Origin of the sequence: Pedobacter kyungheensis (assembly GCF_000812965.1) — a bacterium.
In the GTDB taxonomy this organism is placed as follows: domain Bacteria; phylum Bacteroidota; class Bacteroidia; order Sphingobacteriales; family Sphingobacteriaceae; genus Pedobacter; species Pedobacter kyungheensis.
The window spans coordinates 30,901-47,857 of the sequence record NZ_JSYN01000034.1 but is presented as its reverse complement, the minus strand read 5'-3'; the positions used below and the strand labels follow the sequence as shown (position 1 = coordinate 47,857).

The 16,957-nt window shown below is 40.5% G+C and carries 15 protein-coding genes; 11 read left to right on the top strand and 4 right to left on the bottom strand.

What is annotated here, in order from left to right; all coding sequences use genetic code 11:
- The first annotated feature begins 858 nt into the window (after nucleotides 1-858).
- From OC25_RS23155 to OC25_RS23110, 11 genes are all read left to right on the top strand, one after another.
- Nucleotides 859-1,590 carry a DUF6261 family protein gene (locus OC25_RS23155; RefSeq protein ID WP_039481444.1) on the top strand — a complete coding sequence of 244 codons (732 nt, stop codon included), beginning with the start codon at nucleotides 859-861 and terminating at the stop codon, nucleotides 1,588-1,590.
- Nucleotides 1,591-1,673: 83 nt separating this feature from the next.
- Nucleotides 1,674-2,384, top strand: a complete 711-nt coding sequence (locus OC25_RS23150) for an imm11 family protein (protein ID WP_039481442.1) — start codon at nucleotides 1,674-1,676, stop codon at nucleotides 2,382-2,384.
- Between the two features lie 111 nt (nucleotides 2,385-2,495).
- The gene (locus OC25_RS23145; protein ID WP_039481439.1) at nucleotides 2,496-2,963 is read left to right on the top strand and encodes a hypothetical protein; all 468 of its coding nucleotides are present in this window, start codon (nucleotides 2,496-2,498) and stop codon (nucleotides 2,961-2,963) included.
- Between the two features lie 118 nt (nucleotides 2,964-3,081).
- On the top strand, nucleotides 3,082-3,273 hold the full coding sequence (locus tag OC25_RS23140; RefSeq protein WP_039481434.1) for a hypothetical protein: 192 nt from the start codon (nucleotides 3,082-3,084) through the stop codon (nucleotides 3,271-3,273).
- A gap of 427 nt (nucleotides 3,274-3,700) precedes the next feature.
- Complete coding sequence (locus OC25_RS27095) at nucleotides 3,701-4,777, top strand: FISUMP domain-containing protein (protein ID WP_052266407.1); 1,077 nt, start codon at nucleotides 3,701-3,703, stop codon at nucleotides 4,775-4,777.
- A 502-nt stretch (nucleotides 4,778-5,279) separates the two neighbouring features.
- On the top strand, nucleotides 5,280-5,417 hold the full coding sequence (locus tag OC25_RS28030) for a hypothetical protein (protein ID WP_156131565.1): 138 nt from the start codon (nucleotides 5,280-5,282) through the stop codon (nucleotides 5,415-5,417).
- A 28-nt stretch (nucleotides 5,418-5,445) separates the two neighbouring features.
- A complete protein-coding gene (locus tag OC25_RS23130; RefSeq protein WP_052266406.1) occupies nucleotides 5,446-8,196 on the top strand; it encodes a DEAD/DEAH box helicase family protein in 2,751 nt (916 codons plus the stop codon).
- 152 nt (nucleotides 8,197-8,348) lie between these two features.
- Complete coding sequence (locus OC25_RS23125; RefSeq protein ID WP_082018697.1) at nucleotides 8,349-9,017, top strand: DUF4279 domain-containing protein; 669 nt, start codon at nucleotides 8,349-8,351, stop codon at nucleotides 9,015-9,017.
- A gap of 45 nt (nucleotides 9,018-9,062) precedes the next feature.
- The gene (locus tag OC25_RS23120; RefSeq protein ID WP_039481428.1) at nucleotides 9,063-9,449 is read left to right on the top strand and encodes a hypothetical protein; all 387 of its coding nucleotides are present in this window, start codon (nucleotides 9,063-9,065) and stop codon (nucleotides 9,447-9,449) included.
- Between the two features lie 81 nt (nucleotides 9,450-9,530).
- Nucleotides 9,531-10,100: a hypothetical protein gene (locus OC25_RS23115; protein WP_039481425.1), complete on the top strand. Its 570-nt coding sequence runs from the start codon at nucleotides 9,531-9,533 to the stop codon at nucleotides 10,098-10,100.
- Nucleotides 10,101-10,126: 26 nt separating this feature from the next.
- The gene (locus OC25_RS23110) at nucleotides 10,127-10,870 is read left to right on the top strand and encodes a DUF2625 domain-containing protein (protein WP_209435625.1); all 744 of its coding nucleotides are present in this window, start codon (nucleotides 10,127-10,129) and stop codon (nucleotides 10,868-10,870) included.
- Nucleotides 10,871-11,575: 705 nt separating this feature from the next.
- On the opposite strand, the gene OC25_RS23105 is transcribed toward OC25_RS23110, so the two are convergent.
- The 4 genes from OC25_RS23105 to OC25_RS23090 form a co-directional block, all read right to left on the bottom strand.
- A complete protein-coding gene (locus OC25_RS23105; RefSeq protein WP_039481422.1) occupies nucleotides 11,576-11,938 on the bottom strand; it encodes a hypothetical protein in 363 nt (120 codons plus the stop codon).
- Nucleotides 11,939-12,089: 151 nt separating this feature from the next.
- Entirely contained in the window at nucleotides 12,090-14,537 is a 2,448-nt protein-coding gene (locus OC25_RS23100) for an outer membrane beta-barrel family protein (protein ID WP_039481419.1), read from the bottom strand.
- A gap of 68 nt (nucleotides 14,538-14,605) precedes the next feature.
- On the bottom strand, nucleotides 14,606-16,348 hold the full coding sequence (locus tag OC25_RS23095) for a PspC domain-containing protein (protein WP_052266405.1): 1,743 nt from the start codon (nucleotides 16,346-16,348) through the stop codon (nucleotides 14,606-14,608).
- 17 nt (nucleotides 16,349-16,365) lie between these two features.
- The gene (locus tag OC25_RS23090) at nucleotides 16,366-16,701 is read right to left on the bottom strand and encodes a PadR family transcriptional regulator (RefSeq protein ID WP_039481417.1); all 336 of its coding nucleotides are present in this window, start codon (nucleotides 16,699-16,701) and stop codon (nucleotides 16,366-16,368) included.
- Nucleotides 16,702-16,957: the final 256 nt, after the last annotated feature.

Sequence of the window (16,957 nt, the reverse complement as noted above, 5' to 3'; positions counted from 1 at the left end):
CCCTTCAGTTCGCAATGACGATTATGGAGTGGGGCTGGCTCCCCAACTCTAGCGCAAGTCTTAGCGTTTTAGCCTGTGCAATAGCCTGACTTGTGCTTTCATTAAAACCCATACTCAAAAACTAACCCAATGGATTGTATCATCAATATAGAATTGTCATCCTGAGCCTGTCGAAGTATCTGCTTGACGATATATGAGGTGTTTCGACTACTTGTCCCGATATTCATCGGGAAGCTCAACATGACAAACTTCCAGAGAAACTAACTTAAAAGATTGCTTCACTCCTGCGCTTCTTCCCCAACCCTTCAGTTCGCAATGACGATTATGCCGTGGCTTGGTTCCCAGACTTCTGACCTCCGACTCCGGACTTCCGACTAAAAACTAAAGACTAAATACTTTATCAAAAATTTCCTTGCTTGTAACTAACCTATTCGTTATCTTAGTTATATCCCTTTTAACCCGGCGGCAGTTTCTTTCCAAACGGTTATAAAAAAATCATCCCCACATTTTATTAACGGGTTTTATGCCCATTAAATTAACAGGTTATGAAAATAACAGGAATGATCAGGGAACCTCCGCGTTCGGCAATAGCTGTAAGCACAGCACAAAAGCATTTAAGAAAGCATCTTTTTTGGCTAAAAAGGGGAAATTACTTTGAAACCTTGCTACCATGGGTGGCAACCAATCAAAGTTACTTTGAAACCTTCCCACCATAGGTGGCGACAAATCAAAGTTACTTTGAAACCTTCCTACCATGGGTGGCAACAAATCAAAGTTACTTTGAAACCTTCCCACCATAGGTGGCAACAAATCAAAGTAAAAACAGAAAAATAACATCAACCATTAATTTAAAAACCTATGATTAACTCAATTGTATTACAACCACTGAGAAATGGAGAGTATATCCAGTTCTTAACCGATACATTAAACATTGTATCTAAAAGTAATCCGCAGGCACTGAATGTAAGCGAACAGTATGAAGCTTTGCGCACCGCAACCGAAAACGTTGAAAAGCTGTTTAAAATTAGTCAGGCCAGTTTAGTTACCGCCGAGATAGAGGCTTTAGATAAACGGCGCGATGACGCCATAAATGGTATTAATTTACATGTTCAAAGTTTAACCTATAGTCCAAATTCGGAAATAAACAAGCATGCCAAAATCCTTTCGGCACATTTGGCGCTCTTTGGTCCACGTATCGCTATCGAGAACTACCAAAGCGAAACCACCATTCTGCGCAATATTGTTAACGATTGGAAAAACAAACCTGAGCTGCAGGCGGCGGTAACGGCTTTAAACCTGGGCAACTGGTTAACCGAGTTAGAAACAGCCAATAATGAATTTAACCAGGCTTACCTTAAACGCAACGAAGAACTTGCTGTGGCACCTACCGAAAAACTGCGTGAGTTACGCAACATTGCCAATAACCTGTACTATAAACTCCGTACGCGGATTAACTCTAACCTCGATATTAACGATGGTGCAGAACCATGGGCCGGTACCGTAAACCTGCTTAACCAGCATATTAGTACTTATGCCTTATTGCAAACGCGAAGGGCAGGCGGAACGGGAGAAGAGCCGGTTGTGGGATAAACGTTTTTAATTTTAAAATAATTAACCATATTCGAAATGCAATTGATGTTTAAACTAGCTCCCATTAACCAACTGATTTTTTGATGTATTACAGAATTAAACATAGCCTAGATTTAAAAATTGTTGGCCAATCAAGTCAAATTCAGGATGCTGAGCTTCCTATGGGATGGGATAATAATCCCAAATTTATAGAGCACATCGAATTCAAAAAAGTGGATTTTGAGCCGCTAACTTCAACAGGTATTTTACACAAAAAAGCAAAACTAACCGACTTGATTAGTACTGTACCGGCTGGTTTTACCAGAAAGTTGCTAATTAGCCCAGCACTTAAAGTACTATTTGAAGAATTTGACAAAGGCTTTTTTCAATACTTTAAATGTAATATACGGAGTAAGGAAGTAGCTTACGAATACTGGATTGTAAACCCGGTTGTTTCGGTGTTCGAAAATGTAGACTTCTTACAATCAAATGTATCAACCAGAAAACCGAAGCCCGAAGGTGGTGGAACCTATCTGGAGCCGGTAAAGGTTAATACTTTAGGCGAATTTAACACCTACTTAACGGCGCAGGGCCGCGATAGCTGGAGGACAAGCATAGATCATGTGTATTTTAAAACAGAAACAACTGATGATGTATTTGCTTTAGCCAATGTTGAAGGTGGAGTAGGTTATTATGTATCTGAAAGATTTAAGACAGCGGTAGAACAACAGGGTTTTACGGGTATTGAGTTTGCGCCAAGCACTTTAAATATGGTAGAATGGTTGCACAACGAAAGAAAAAAGCATTACAATTAAAATTACCACTAGCCGTAAATATTAATTATTATAAAAACGACAAGTGCAAGCACTGGCTAAAATCCAGGCTTGCATTTTGTTTAAACTGAATACTGATCTGATGCCTTAACAATGAAACCAAACTTTGAACAATGGATAAAAAAAGACCAGCGGTTAAACGAGTTGCTTGTTGAAATACAATCGACAGACTGTACACCTTTTGAACAAGCAGAATTAGCTTTCGACAAACTCTGCACTTTATATAACCTGCCCAAAATGCCCGAAGATTTAGCTCAATTTGAAGCTTATTATGAACGTAAGGGAATTGATTCTCCGCGCTCTGTATATGAAGAAGCTGCGTTACTAAAATTTTTGGAGCCAAATGACGATCCTCGAGGTGTAATATTGCTTGCCGTTTTCCATGTAAAAAACAATATTGGGGTTGATTTGAAAGATGTTTTTGCACAAGCGCACGGTAAGTTAACAACCATACCAAGGCTAGGAATAAAAGGTGAAGGACTTGACACCAAGATTATTTTTATAAAAGATAATGAAAACTGGTTTGACTTAGGCTGCAAAGTTATGATGCAATTGAATTAACGCTTTTATAAATTGAGTGTTTGTACCAGTGTGCATACCATAACAGGTTATTCTTTAGATTTTTATAAAACAATTGCCCGTTAATCAGGATTGTATAGATATACCAATTACATTTAATATGAAAACGAAAGCAATGATATTAGCCGCAGCCCTGGGTTTAGCATTCTCTGCCTGTAGTGGCAACAAAGCTGATCAGCAAAATGCCGATAGCCTGCATCAATATACCGATACCAATATAGTGGCAGATAGTATAGTGACCGATAGCACTGCCGATTCTACCACCAATGCACCGGCTGATGTGAAGCATTAGTTAGGTTATATCATCCCAACTCTAGCGCAAGTCTTAGCGTTTTAGCCTGTGCAATAGCCTGACTTGTGCTTTCATACAAAACCGGTACTCAAAAACTAACCCAATGGATTGTATCATCAATATAGAATTGTCATCCTGAGCCTGTCGAAGGATCTGCTTGACGATATATGAGGTGTTTCGACAAGCTCAACATGACAAACTTCCAGAGAAACTAACTTAAAAGATTGCTTCACTCCTGCGCTTCCCCCCAACCCTTCAGTTCGCAATGACGATTATGGAGTGCTTTGGCTCCCAGACTTCCGTCCTCCGACTCCGGACTTCAGACTAAAGACTATAAACTATAAACCAAAAATATACCCATTAAATGGTATTGATGCTGAGTACAGTGTTTGGGAAATTTGCTTTCAATAAACAAACAATTTAGGGCATGAAAATTAACAAACTCCTGCTAATGGCACCAGTGCTTGTGCTATTGGCAACAGCATCTGGTGTAATGGCGCAGGTAAAAAAATCGCCAGCCAAAGCGGCTCCTGTTAAAACCAAATACGGAGCTTTAGCGATAGACCGGTCGAATGGTTTTTATTATGGTTTCTCTTTCGATCAGCCGAGCCGGCCTGAAGCCGAGAAACGAGCAATAGATGAGTGTACCAAACGTGGTGGTTCCTGCAGCATTGTACTTACTTACTCGGGTACAGGTTGTGCAGCATACCGCACCATTAATGGCAATGTAGGCACCGCATTTGGCTGGGGTTTAGCTAAAACCAAAGAAGAGGCCGATGCGATAGCTACTAAAGAGTGTTTAAAAAGAAGCTTCGGCACCCAACCAACTAACTTTGTTTGGAGTTGTAATTCGGCACAAGCGGCTCAGTTAAATGAAATATATAATGCTTCGCCCGAAATTACTGGTCCGGTAAAAATTGGTAACCAGATCTGGACCAGCACCAATTTAAATGTGAGTACCTATAGAAACGGTGAGCAGATTTATTATGCTACTAACCAAAAGGAATGGGAAAAAGTGAGCCGGGAAAAAATTCCGGCATACTGCTACCTTAATTTCGATCCGAGTAACGAAAAAAAATATGGCAAGTTGTACAACTTTTATGCCGTTACCGACCGCCGTGGTTTAGCCCCTGCAGGCTGGCACGTACCCAGCAGTAATGAATTTGTAACGCTTATTGCAGCTTTAGGTGGCGAAAAGGTTGCCGGTAAAAAAATGCGTGGTACCACAGGCTGGGACATTAAAGACTCGTACAAATTTGCACACGGCAATGGCGACAACTCATCAGGACTTAATTTACTGACCAACGGCAGCGCCGGTGGCGATGAATATGGTGGCGGCCAGTCTTTCAAATATGGTATATGGTTAAGCTACTGGTGGTCGTCTACTACCAAATCAAGCGGCGACAGCTTTGCCTATTACCTTGATTTTAACAAATACAGCGAACCACGTGTAACCGATTACAGCAAAACTACAGGTAGTGCGGTAAGGTTAGTGAAAGATTAAATACCCGTATCAACATAATGCTCAGATTTTGACGCACTCAGCTCAGAAACGATTTAATCAACCGGAAATAATCAAAGATCTCCGGTTGATTTTGTTTTAGGGGGATCCGCTAATCATTTTACCGCATTTAGCTCTGCTTTCTCCGCATCATGCCTAAGCACCAAGACTTCTGACCTCCGACTCCGGACTTCCGACTTAAAAGATTGCTTCACTCCTGCGCTTCCTCCCCACGCTTCAGTTCGCAATGACGATTACGCAGTGCTTTGGCTCCCAGACTTCCGTCCTGCGACTCCGGACTCCGGACTAAAAGATTGCTTCACTCCTGCGCTTCCCCCAACCCTTCAGTTCGCAATGACGATTTATGGAGTGGGGCTGGCTCCCAGACTTCAGACTCCGGACTTCGGACTAAAGACTTCCGACTGATTTATTCTGCGTAAATCACCTAAAATCTGCGGGAGAATTTACGGTGCAAATAATTAACTTTATGCGCCAACGCTCATTCATGACAAACGAACAGATAACAGCACGCATTGAACAGGAATTTAAAGAAAAAACATTCGGGCTTCTAATGGAATTAATTCAGCTTGCAATAAATGAAAAAGACATGGCTACTTTATACGGCCACAACCATAGCATTTAATTATGCAACAAACTTTACCAGCTAAGCCATGATTGAAGCAACTAACGCTCCCGAAAAACCAATTACTTACCCCGAAGAAATACAATTTACTTCCAGCTGGCGAAAATACCAGCAACGCATACTCGATCATTTAGATGAGCACATGGCCAACGGGCATTTGCATATCATAGCGCCACCAGGATCCGGAAAAACAGTTCTGGGGCTCGAAGTAGCCATCAGACTGAATAAACCAACCTTAATTCTTGCCCCTACCATTGCCATCCGAAACCAATGGATACAGCGTTTCTGCGAACTTTTTCTCCGGGTAAATACTGCCCCCGAATGGATATCGAACGACATCAGGAAACCTGCATTTATGACGGTAGTAACCTACCAGGGATTGCATGCAGCCTGCAATAATTTACAGGAGTATGAAAGCGAAACCGATGAGGAGGAGGAGCATATTCTGCAGACTATAAAATCAGCTAATCCTAATCTGGATAATATTGTTAAGGGATTAAAATTACAGCGTATAAACACCATTGTGGTTGATGAAGCCCACCACTTAAAAAATGAATGGTGGCAAACCCTAACCCGTGTAAAAGAAAAACTAAACCCGGTTATTGTGGGCTTAACGGCCACACCTCCTTATGATGTTAGCCCAAACGAGTGGCAACGGTATATCGAATTTAACGGATCGGTAGATGCTGAAATATCAGTACCCGAACTTGTTATTGAAGGTGATTTATGCCCGCATCAGGATTACATACATTTCACCTTCCCAACTGCTGCCGAGAATGAAAAGATAAAAGCATTCAGAGCACAGATTGAAGCGCTTTTTCTGGAACTTAAAACAAATGAGACACTGATCAGTGCAATTGAAAATCACCCGGTATGGATAAACCCTGCTGAGCATTTGGAGTGGATTTACACTAACTTATCTTGTTATTCGGCCTGCTTAATTTTTCTTCACGCCAATAACAGGGAGATACACCAGTTGCACATTGAAGTAATCGGCGATCAAAAACTGAAAATACCAGAGTTGGATTATCATTGGATGGAAACCCTTCTTAATTTCTACCTGTATCAGGAAAAAGTACATTTCAAACTGTTTGAAGAACATGCTAAGCAGCTGGAAAATAAACTGAAACGTTGCGGGGCCATGGAAAAAAAGCAAATCAACTTCAGTAATAATAAGGTGGTAAGCCAGTCGCTTACTTCGAGCCTGAGCAAGTTAAATGGGATCAGCACTATAGTTGATTTTGAATTTAAGCAACTGGGACATGGCTTAAGAATGGTTATCCTTTCTGATTATATCCGTAAAGAATTTTATTCAAATACCCCGGAAAATAAACTCGAACTGACCAAAATAGGCGTAATTCCGATTTTTGAACAATTGCGCCGCCAAAACACCATACACAAAAAAATTGGCGTGCTTACAGGTTCAATGGTTATTATTCCTGCTTCTGCCCGTCGTGCATTTGAAGATAAAGCCCGCGAGCGACGTATAGCACAAATTAGTTGTACACTTGTACCATTCGACACAGACTATCTCATCATTTACCAGAATGAGCAAATCAAAAACGACCTGATTTATATCATAACCGAAATTTTTCAGCAAGGGGAAATCGAAATTTTAATCGGAACGAAATCCTTACTGGGCGAAGGGTGGGATGCACCGGCTATCAATGCTTTAATCCTGGCCAGTTTCGTTGGCTCTTTCGTTTCTTCCAATCAAATGCGCGGCAGGGCTATCAGGACCCAACAAGGCAATACAGGTAAAACAGGTAATATCTGGCACCTGGCTACAATAGACGCAACATCTCCCACTGGTGGCGACGATTTTGACCTCTTAAAAAGGCGCTTCAAAAGTTTCGTAGGCATCTCATTTAAAAGTGAACCTGGCATTGAAAATGGCATAAACCGCTTAAACCTACCCGAAAATATTATTCAGGAGGCAGAAGCTTCGAAAAAGAACAGCGAAATGTTTGCTTTTGCAGCAGATCGCGAAAATCTGAAACAGCGTTGGCAAACCGCTCTGGAGGAAGGCATAAGTTTAGTTGAAGAAATTAAGATCCCTTTTCGGGAAGAAAGGCCATACCAGGAAGTTAAAGCCATGTACCTCAATAAAACAATTGCCCATCTTTTTGCAACCCTTGGTTCGGGGCTACTGGGCTTTGGTTTCGAAAGCCTCGAAATCCTCGCCCGAAGTAGCAGACATATCAAATCAGCAGATCAACTCTATTTCATTCTGGGGATTATCGGCACATTAGGCCTGCTCATCTTTGGCAGGCTAACCCTTAAAACCCTAAGACTTTATTTAAAATACCGAGATATTTCGAAAGATATCCAGTACATTGGAGAAGCGTTGTTAGCAGGCCTGATAAAAACCGGAGTTATCCAAACCGATATTTCACAAATATATGTTCAAAGCGCGGTAGATGAACATGGAGCAGTTTTTTGTCATTTGGAAGGTGCATCCACTTTTGAAAAATCAACCTTTATCAATGCCTTACAAGAAATAATTGCACCAATTGATAATCCACGTTATGTTATCATCAGAAAAAACAGGTTTATGCTTTTTGCAAAACAAAAAGACTACCATGCGGTACCAGAACTTATTGCGCGTAATAAAAACCTGGCCGAGTACTTTAAGCAACAATGGGAAAACCATGTAGGTTCTTGCGATCTGATATACACAAGAACACTGGAGGGCAGAAAATTACTTTTAAAATCGAGAATTAAATCTTTATCCGCACAGTTTCAAAACAAGGTCGAACATGTAAATAAATGGAGGTAATGCTTAAACAACTAATGAAATAATACTTATGCTTTGCTTTCTCCGCACCATGCTCAAGCACCCAGGCTCCGGACTAAAGGCTTCCGACTGATTTATTCTGCGTAAATCACCTAAAATCTGCGGGAGAATTTACGGTGCAAATAATTAACTTTATGCGCCAACGCTCATTCATGACAGACGAACAGATAACAGCACGCATTGAACAGGAATTTAAAGAAAAAACATTCGGCGTAACCGAACAGTATCTGGAAATTCATCAGCCTGTTTACCACAACAATCAATTACAGATAGCAAGAATTGACCGCGAGCGTAGCGACAAGCTCATTGTAGCTTACTTACCTGTACTAAACGAAAGATTCTATTTTGCCGTGTATCTGGATCCTGGAACGGAAGAAATTACCAGTGTTGATACCGAAGCAAATCACTGCGTTTATTTCCTGGCTACTTCAAAAAAACTGACTGCCGCTGAGCTTAAAGCCATGACTACCCTGACCATTTCTACAAGCTGGAATAAAGGTGACTTAAAGCCCAATGGCAAATCAACTTACCGGTTTAGTGCAGTAAAAATAATGCCCAACACCGAGCCTGATGAATTTGAAGATAAACTGCGTAACCTGTTAACCTATCTGGAACAAGACAAACGGGGCATTACCGAACTGGTAAGCAAAGCAAATGGTTATATTCAGGTTGCTATGGATATTCACAACGGAAACGGATTGATTGGCGGCCCCTACCTCGATCAAAAAAGCATATCAAGAATGAGTGATTTGGGCTTAGCTATAGATTTTGATCTGCATGTTAGAGGTGAGAGTTTTAGATAAAAAACTAGTTAAAAGTTTTTACACGAATAAAAAGTTTAATTTATTATGAGTTGGGATATAGTAGTATTTAATTCAAAGCAAAAAATAAATGCCGTCGAAGAAGTAGACGAAGCATTACTTGTGGACATAGATTTTAATGCAATTCTGGAGCAGCATTTTTTTAGCATTACTTGTGACAAAAACCACCGAACAATAAAAGGCGAAAACTACATTATAGATTACTACACTCACGAAGAACCAGTTAGTAATACAATTTTTCATCTCTATGGCGAACCTGCACTATTTGAATTAATACGTATCGCTAAAATTTACAACTGGCAAATATTCGATACAAGCCTTGGAGAAATGCTTGATCTTGAGTACCCTGAAAAGAATGGATATGATGATTTTCAGAATTATTTGAAGCAAGTATTAAAAGGTGAAAAAAATTGACCTATTCGAGATTGAAAATTTTATCTACACCTATCGAATCATCCCTATCAATTAAAATATTTAGCACCTTACTATATTAAAATGCAAATAAAAAAGAAGTATCATTTTCTAGTATGGCTTTTCATTCCGCTTTTTTTGGTGTCCTATTTCTGCTTTGATTTGATATGGGAAAAAACTTGGTTTTTTGCCATTCCTTTGATGGGTTTTCTAGGCATGGCGTCCATTGCATTTTTCATTTTATGCATTACCGCAAAATACAAACCGGGAATATTTGTTGGTATTAGTGTTATTGCAATAATCGCTACTACAGAAATTGCCAATTCAGAATTATTTAAGAGCGAAAAAGTGTTAGCAGCAACGCTTATGGACGATATGTCTGCAATTCGTTTAAGTTTACGTGAGAACCATACTTTTGAAATGGTTAACTCAAATATTGCAAGCGAACAAGTATTTACAGGAAACTACAAGCTAAATGGCAATAAAATCATCTTCCTGGACAAGCATTTCGATAACGATTTTATTCCAGATACCTTGGCTATTTTGGAGAACAAAATAGTTTTCCAATTCAATAAAGATGGTATGCCTGACACAAGCTTTGCACGATATTTTGATATTGACAAAAATCGAATAAAACAAATACCTAATTTATAGAAACAGGGATTAGGTTAATATAAATTATGATCAAAAACTTACTAATTGCCTTTTTTATACTAACGGGCTTAGCGGCTAAGGCACAACACAAAATGCGCGCAATTAACGAACTTATCGATACCACCGATTCTGGCTGGCCTATCGTAAAAGATTGGATTGAATCTGCAAAAAACAAAGTCGAAGTTTTAACAGCTGATAGTGCAAAAGCAAAAGACGCTTTATTTAATATACAGGTAACTACACGTTCGCCAATGGGTGCGGTAGTTTATATGACTGGTGGAATTTTGGTTGATGATGGTTGGATCAGAATCCTGGGTTCTGGCAATCCAAAACTAAACCGTTCACTACCCGATTGGAACAAAGGAAAATCATTGGCACAATTTGGAGAAGCATCGCCTTTTCTATTAATTGCAGATGATGCAATAGGTGGTTTTTACCTTTTAAATGGAGGCGGGCTTGGTAAAGACCTGGGCAAAGTATACTATTTTTCTCCAGACAATTTAACATACGAGCCGCTTGACATTACTTATTTAGGCTTCTTACAATTCTGTTTCAGTAGCGATTTAGAGAAATTTTATAAGGGCTTAAGATGGACAAAATGGAAAGACGAGGTTTCAAAATTACAGGGAGACAAAGTGTTTAGTTTTTATCCATACCTATGGTCAGAGGAAGGCAAAAACATCAAAAAAAGTACCCGGAACATTGTACCAATTGAAGAACAATATATTTTAAATCGCGACATGCGCAAACAGCTTGGGATCGATAAATAAACTTTTGCTTCTGTACTATCCTCGTTTGTCATAAAGTGATTCCTTTAGAATAACGAGGATGGGTGAGCATAGCGATTTTATAGCTGGCTTGTCGGTTTCGATTGCGTATTTAATGGAGAGACCCTGAAATGAATTCAGGGTGACGATAAGGAAGGGGGAGTAATGCTTAAGCACCCTAGACTACCGACTGATTTATTCTGCGTAAATCATCTAAATCTGCGGGCAAAAAGAAATATGTAGAGATAAATATTTTGATCACCGCTGCTGCATTATGCCTAAGCACCCAGACCTCCGACACCGGACTTCGGACTAAAGACTTCCGACTAAAAAGATTGCTTCACTCCCACGCTTCCCCCGCCCCTTCAGTTCGCAATGACGATTATGCAGTGCTTTGCTTCCAGACTTCCGTCCTCCGACTACCGACTAAAGACTGCCGACTGATTTATTCTGCGTAAATCATCTAAATCTGCGGGCAAAAAGAAATATGTAGAGATAAATATTTTGATCACCGCTGCTGCATTATGCCTAAGCACCCAGACCTCCGACACCGGACTTCGGACTAAAGACTTCCGACTAAAAAGATTGCTTCACTCCCGCGCTTCCCCCGCCCCTTCAGTTCGCAATGACGATTATGCAGTGCTTTGCTTCCAGACTTCCGTCCTCCGACTCCGGACTTCGGACTAAAGACTAAAGACTGCCGACTAATTACTCCGTCAGCTTCTCCTTAATCCCCTCAGTTAATTTTTTCACTTTCATATAGCCTGCTAAAGAACTGTTTCTTTTATCGAAATCGATGGTCAACCAACCCTTTTGGGCTTTGAGGTTAAATTTATCGCTGCCATTCAGGTTTACAAATAAATCAATATGCTGATCCAGCGGAAGTTCATTATCCAGCACACTATCCAGGTATTTCTCCAGTTTAGCCGTTTTACTTTCGGCGTATTTCGCTTCAAACTTAAAGTTGGTATCGCTATCCGTAGTACTGAGGGATAAGCGGCCACCGCTGTTACGGCACCCGAAGGTTAAGGCGGTGAATAAGATTGCGGTGAGATATAGTTTATGTTTCATGGTTTATTATTATTGGTTAATCGGTTAATTGTTGAAATTGGTTAATTGTAAGAACTGCTTTGTCATCCCCCTGCCCCCTTCAAAGGGGCACGGATTCCGCTTAAGCGGAATTCCGCCTCCAAACTATCTACTCCAGGCTCCAAACTAAAACCTAGCCTCCTGCCCTGCCTTTAATATCATCCGTTGCCGTATTTCTCGACCGGGCCGATTTTACATTCTGGTTTCCGAAATTATAGCTGATGCTGAAATTTGCCCTCCGGCTGGTATACCGGTTCACTACTTTCATGTTAATGTTCTGGTAAACCAACTTTCCTTCCCAATGGTTGGTAAGCAGGATGTCGTCCATGTTTAAACGTAATTTAAGTTTCTTATCCAGCAATGTTTTCTGGATCCCGGCATTCAGTGCACCCTGGTAAATGGTGGTTTGCTCTACCCCGTTTACCCTTGGCGAGTTTAGCCAGGCACTAATTTCGATGCTGAAATTCTGCGGCAAGGTAAAAGCATTTGAAGTATATAAATTTACCGAAGCTTTACCCGCGCTATAAGCAGCACCTTCAATATTGCCATCGTTAAATTTACCGTAGTAAACACTAATGTTGTTCTGGATATTCCACCATTTGGCTATCCTAACAGGCACATATAAATCGGCCGAGTAGTTTTGCGAACGCCCCAGGTTTTGGCGAATTACACTGATTACGCGGGTAGCATCATCCTGCTGACTGATTTGCGTAATCATATCGCGGGTATCTGAATAGCTTAAAGAAAACGATATTTCCTTGTAGTTATAGCTAACCTGGTAGTTGTTGGTAAACTGGGGTTTCAGGTAAGGGTTGCCTTGATCAACCGCCAGTGGATCCATGTAAAAAACAAAAGGATTTAGCTGCTGGTAATTTGGACGGTCTACCCTGCGCCCATAAGAATACCTGATGTTGTTGTTCTCGCTAATTTTTTGGTTTACAAATACAGTTGGAAATAGCGAAAGGTAATTGCGCTCTACCGATTTGTTATCGGTAACCGAGGTACCATTTGAGTGGGTATGCTCTGCACGCAAACCCAACTGAACCTGCCATACTTTCCACTCTTTAGAGAAGCTACCATAAACCGCAATGATGTTTTCCTTGTACACAAAATTGTTCGATTTGCCAATGTCGTTCTGCCATACTCCACCAATTAACTGCTCAGAAAGAAAATCGTTGTTGGTAACCACATAACTGCTTTTTAAGCCTGTTTCTATTTTGATAGTTTTAGAAACCGGTAAGGTAAAATCCGTTTTCGCGGCATACACCTTTATATCAGCATCGGTATTATTGCGCAAGCTGGTTTGGTTGGTCGGGTTACCGCTGGCATTTAAATAATTAGCCAGAAAGTTTTCGTCCTTTTTATTGCTGAATCCTGAAAAATCGATATCGAAAGTTAAGCTCTTACCCTTTTTATCAAAATCGTGCTTCAGGTTAAAGTTGGCCGTTAAATTGCCCACCGGCGAACTCGAATTGGCATCCTGTAAAATATAGCTCATACTCGAAGCTCCGTTTTGCACGGCATTAATATCGGTATTGCTAAAATTGGTCAGCTTCGTATTTACCGTGTTTGCATCCAGCATTATTCCAAACACCGTTTTTTCCGAAGCGTAATAATCGGCACCTATTTTCCCCTGAAAACCAACACCATTATTTTTACGGTCGAAATTCTGCGTTAAGACACTTGCCAGGCCGTTAGATGTGGTTGTTCTGGTTAAAAAAGTATTGTTAAACTGGGCTTTCCGTGCTACGGCCCCATTTCCAAAAATATTCCATTTGCCCTGCCTGTGGTTTAAGTTCAGGTTAACACCGGCACGGAATAAATCGCTGGGCGAATCGGGCATAATCCCCTGACCGGTGTTAAAAGAAACTGTGCCGTTGGTACCATAAGCCCTATTTCTTTTAAGCTTAATGTTAATGATCCCTGCATTACCGGCAGCATCATATTTGGCCGAAGGATTGGTAATCAGTTCTATCGTACTAATCTGGTCGCTGCTCATGTTGCTCAGCAAAGTGGTAATATCTGCGCCTGAAAGGAAATTGGTTTTGCCATCAATCATCACCACTACACCACTCTTATTGTTCAGTTTAATCTGATCGCTATTGCGGTCTATCTGTACGCCGGGAGCTTTCTCTAAAACTTCTAAAGCCGTGCTACCAGTAGCGGTAAGACTGTTCTCTACATTTAAAACTGTTTTATCAATCTGGTGCTCAACAAAGGGTTTTCGCCCCTGTACGCTTACTTCTTTAAGTTGTTTACTTACACTTTCCATCGCGATAGTAGGAAGTTGTAAATCATCTTTGATTAGAAAATGTGCTGTTTTTTTGGTTTTAAAACCTACAATTGAGATTGATAGCTGGTATTCGCCGGCTTTTATTCCGGTAATTTTAAATTCGCCATCAATACTGGTTGATACACTTTTTATCAGGGCCGTATCCGGATATTGGAGCAAACGAACTACGGCAAAGGATACAGGAACGGTCTTTTCGTCAACCACTTTTCCCGAAACTGTATTTAATTTTTGGGCAAAAGAAGCCCCACATGCCAGCAGGCATGCAATTAGCGTAAATAATGTTTTCATGGTTTCTTCTTTTTAGGTCGGCTGGTCATCCCGATCAGATCGGGATGACCAACGTTTAAGTAACTGAATTATTCTTCAGGCTCTATCCCCAATTCCTTTTTCACTTCACCAATCCTGTTCAATACAGAGTCCTGATAAATGCTGTCGGTAGTTTTATCTCTGAGCTGGAGTTTTAAATCATGCAGTTCTTCTTCCAGCTTCTGCTTTTTTATAGCTTCTTGTTTTAGTTCCGCAATGCACTTCAAACCCTCATCCGTCATCACCCAAACGCTATTATCATTGTGGTCGTTTTCGGCATCGTTACAGCTCCAGGCCCAGTAATTGTTAATGTAGCGATACGAATCTTCTTTTAGAATCAGTCGGGTTCCCACCGGTATTTCAAGCGTTAACCTTACCTCCTGATTACGCCAGGTAGTACCTTTATTTAAGCGGAAACGTGGATTAAATACCATAGCCGAATCTTTTAAAGTATAGGTATAGCTTATATTCTGCGCATTTTGCAAAGCATTTGAAAAAGTTTTACCCTGCGATTCGTATTTCTGTGTTAAGCGGGTAACATTGGTTTCGCTTTTTTCAATATTAATGCGGATTTTATTCGGTGTAACAAAAGGACCATCTTCAAAATCATCAACCACAATCTGATTTTTTTGGTTCATGTCGATGTGATAGGTAATGCTATCCTCTTTACTGAAATACTTGCTCTTATCGATATCAATTACATAAGTACCGTAACTTTTCAGGTCAACAGTTTGCGTTAATTCTGCATGTTGTTTAAACTCCGTCGATATTTTTGCGGCCTGATATCCGGTAATCGCTACCCCAACCAACCAGATAATTAACAGGGCAAAAGAAAGCGTTTTATTAATGGCTTGTTTGTTAAATGCTACCCTGATAGAAAAGAGTACCAAAGCTAAAACCGGGATAAACAATACCACAAACGCTCCAAACAAAATCGCGCTACGGTTGCCATCGTTTACAATCGAGAAGGGGAAATATTCGTAAATGCTCGAATCCCAGAAACCCTGAAAAGCAGCGGTAGTAACAATCAGTGTTAACAGTAAAAAAGCACCAAAAACTACAATAAAGCCGGCAATAACTTTAAAAATCACCTTTCCCGTACCCGATATAAAACGGCCCAGCCACTCAAAAAACTCGCCTATAAAAATCCCGAAACGTGTAAAGATAGGCTGCGCATGTTTATTTACTTCACTTAAACGCTCTTTAACAGCCTGCAACTCCTCGTCGAGGTTCTTTTGAAAGCCTTGCAGGTTGGCAGGTTCACCTTTCATTTCCATTCTTTCAATCCGCGATTTCGCCTTTGGCATAATAATCCAAAGCAAGGCATACACCAATAATCCCGAGCCACCCACAAAAATGGTTAAAACAGCAGCCAATCTGATCCATTTCGCATCGGCATTAACGTAATGCGCAATACCTGCACACACCCCGGCAATAACCCGGTCGTCCATATCGCGGTATAATTTTTTCTCCGCGTACTGATACTGGTAGGCGCTTTGCGCAACAGGTTCTTCTTCTCCTTCGGCCGTGGTATCGAAATCCTGTACCCTGCCCATTTGTGCAATAACCGAATTTACGTTGGCCGCATCAACAACCTGTTTTTTCTGCTCTTCCAATTGCTCGGTTAGCAATTCGGCAATACGGTTTTCAATATCTGTTACAATTTCCAGATCGTCGGCATGATTGGCAAAATATCCTTTTACCTCGTTCAGGTACGCCTTTAAGAGTTCGTAGGCACTTTCTTCAATGTGAATAATCGTGTTCCCTATATTTATGATGATGGTCTTTTCCATTTCCTTGTTACTAATGATTATGAATTGGCTCCTTGTTGCGAAACCCCTACCGCGTAGGCCAGTTCCTGCCAGGTTTGATCTAATTGTGCTAAAATGCCTCTGCCAACTTCGGTTAAGGTGTAATATTTACGGGGCGGGCCTGAGGTAGATTCTACCCAGTTGTAGCTTAACAAACCATTGTTTTTAAGCCTGGTTAATAATGGATATAGTGTGCCCTCAACCACCAACAGTTTTGCCGACCTTAATTCAGCAATGATATCAGAGGCATAAATTTCGCCTCTCGAGATGATTGATAAAACACAATATTCCAGAATTCCCTTCCGCATTTGTGTTTGCGTATTTTCTGCTATCATAATACAAAGATATATGTTTTATAAACTACCATGCAATACATAGTACTAAAATAATTCAAAACAAAATCACAAATATCTGATTATTAGTTAATTAATTTTTTATAAAAATTTTGAGATGAGCAGAAAAATCTGTAAAAGTGAAAGATTTGCATTATTTTTAGTAAAGCAAATTGCAGTAATGCTTCGGTTGCAGCAGTCCCGCTATTGCCCATAGTCCCGGTTTTTTGAAGAAAAAAATCGGGAGCTATATGGCGCT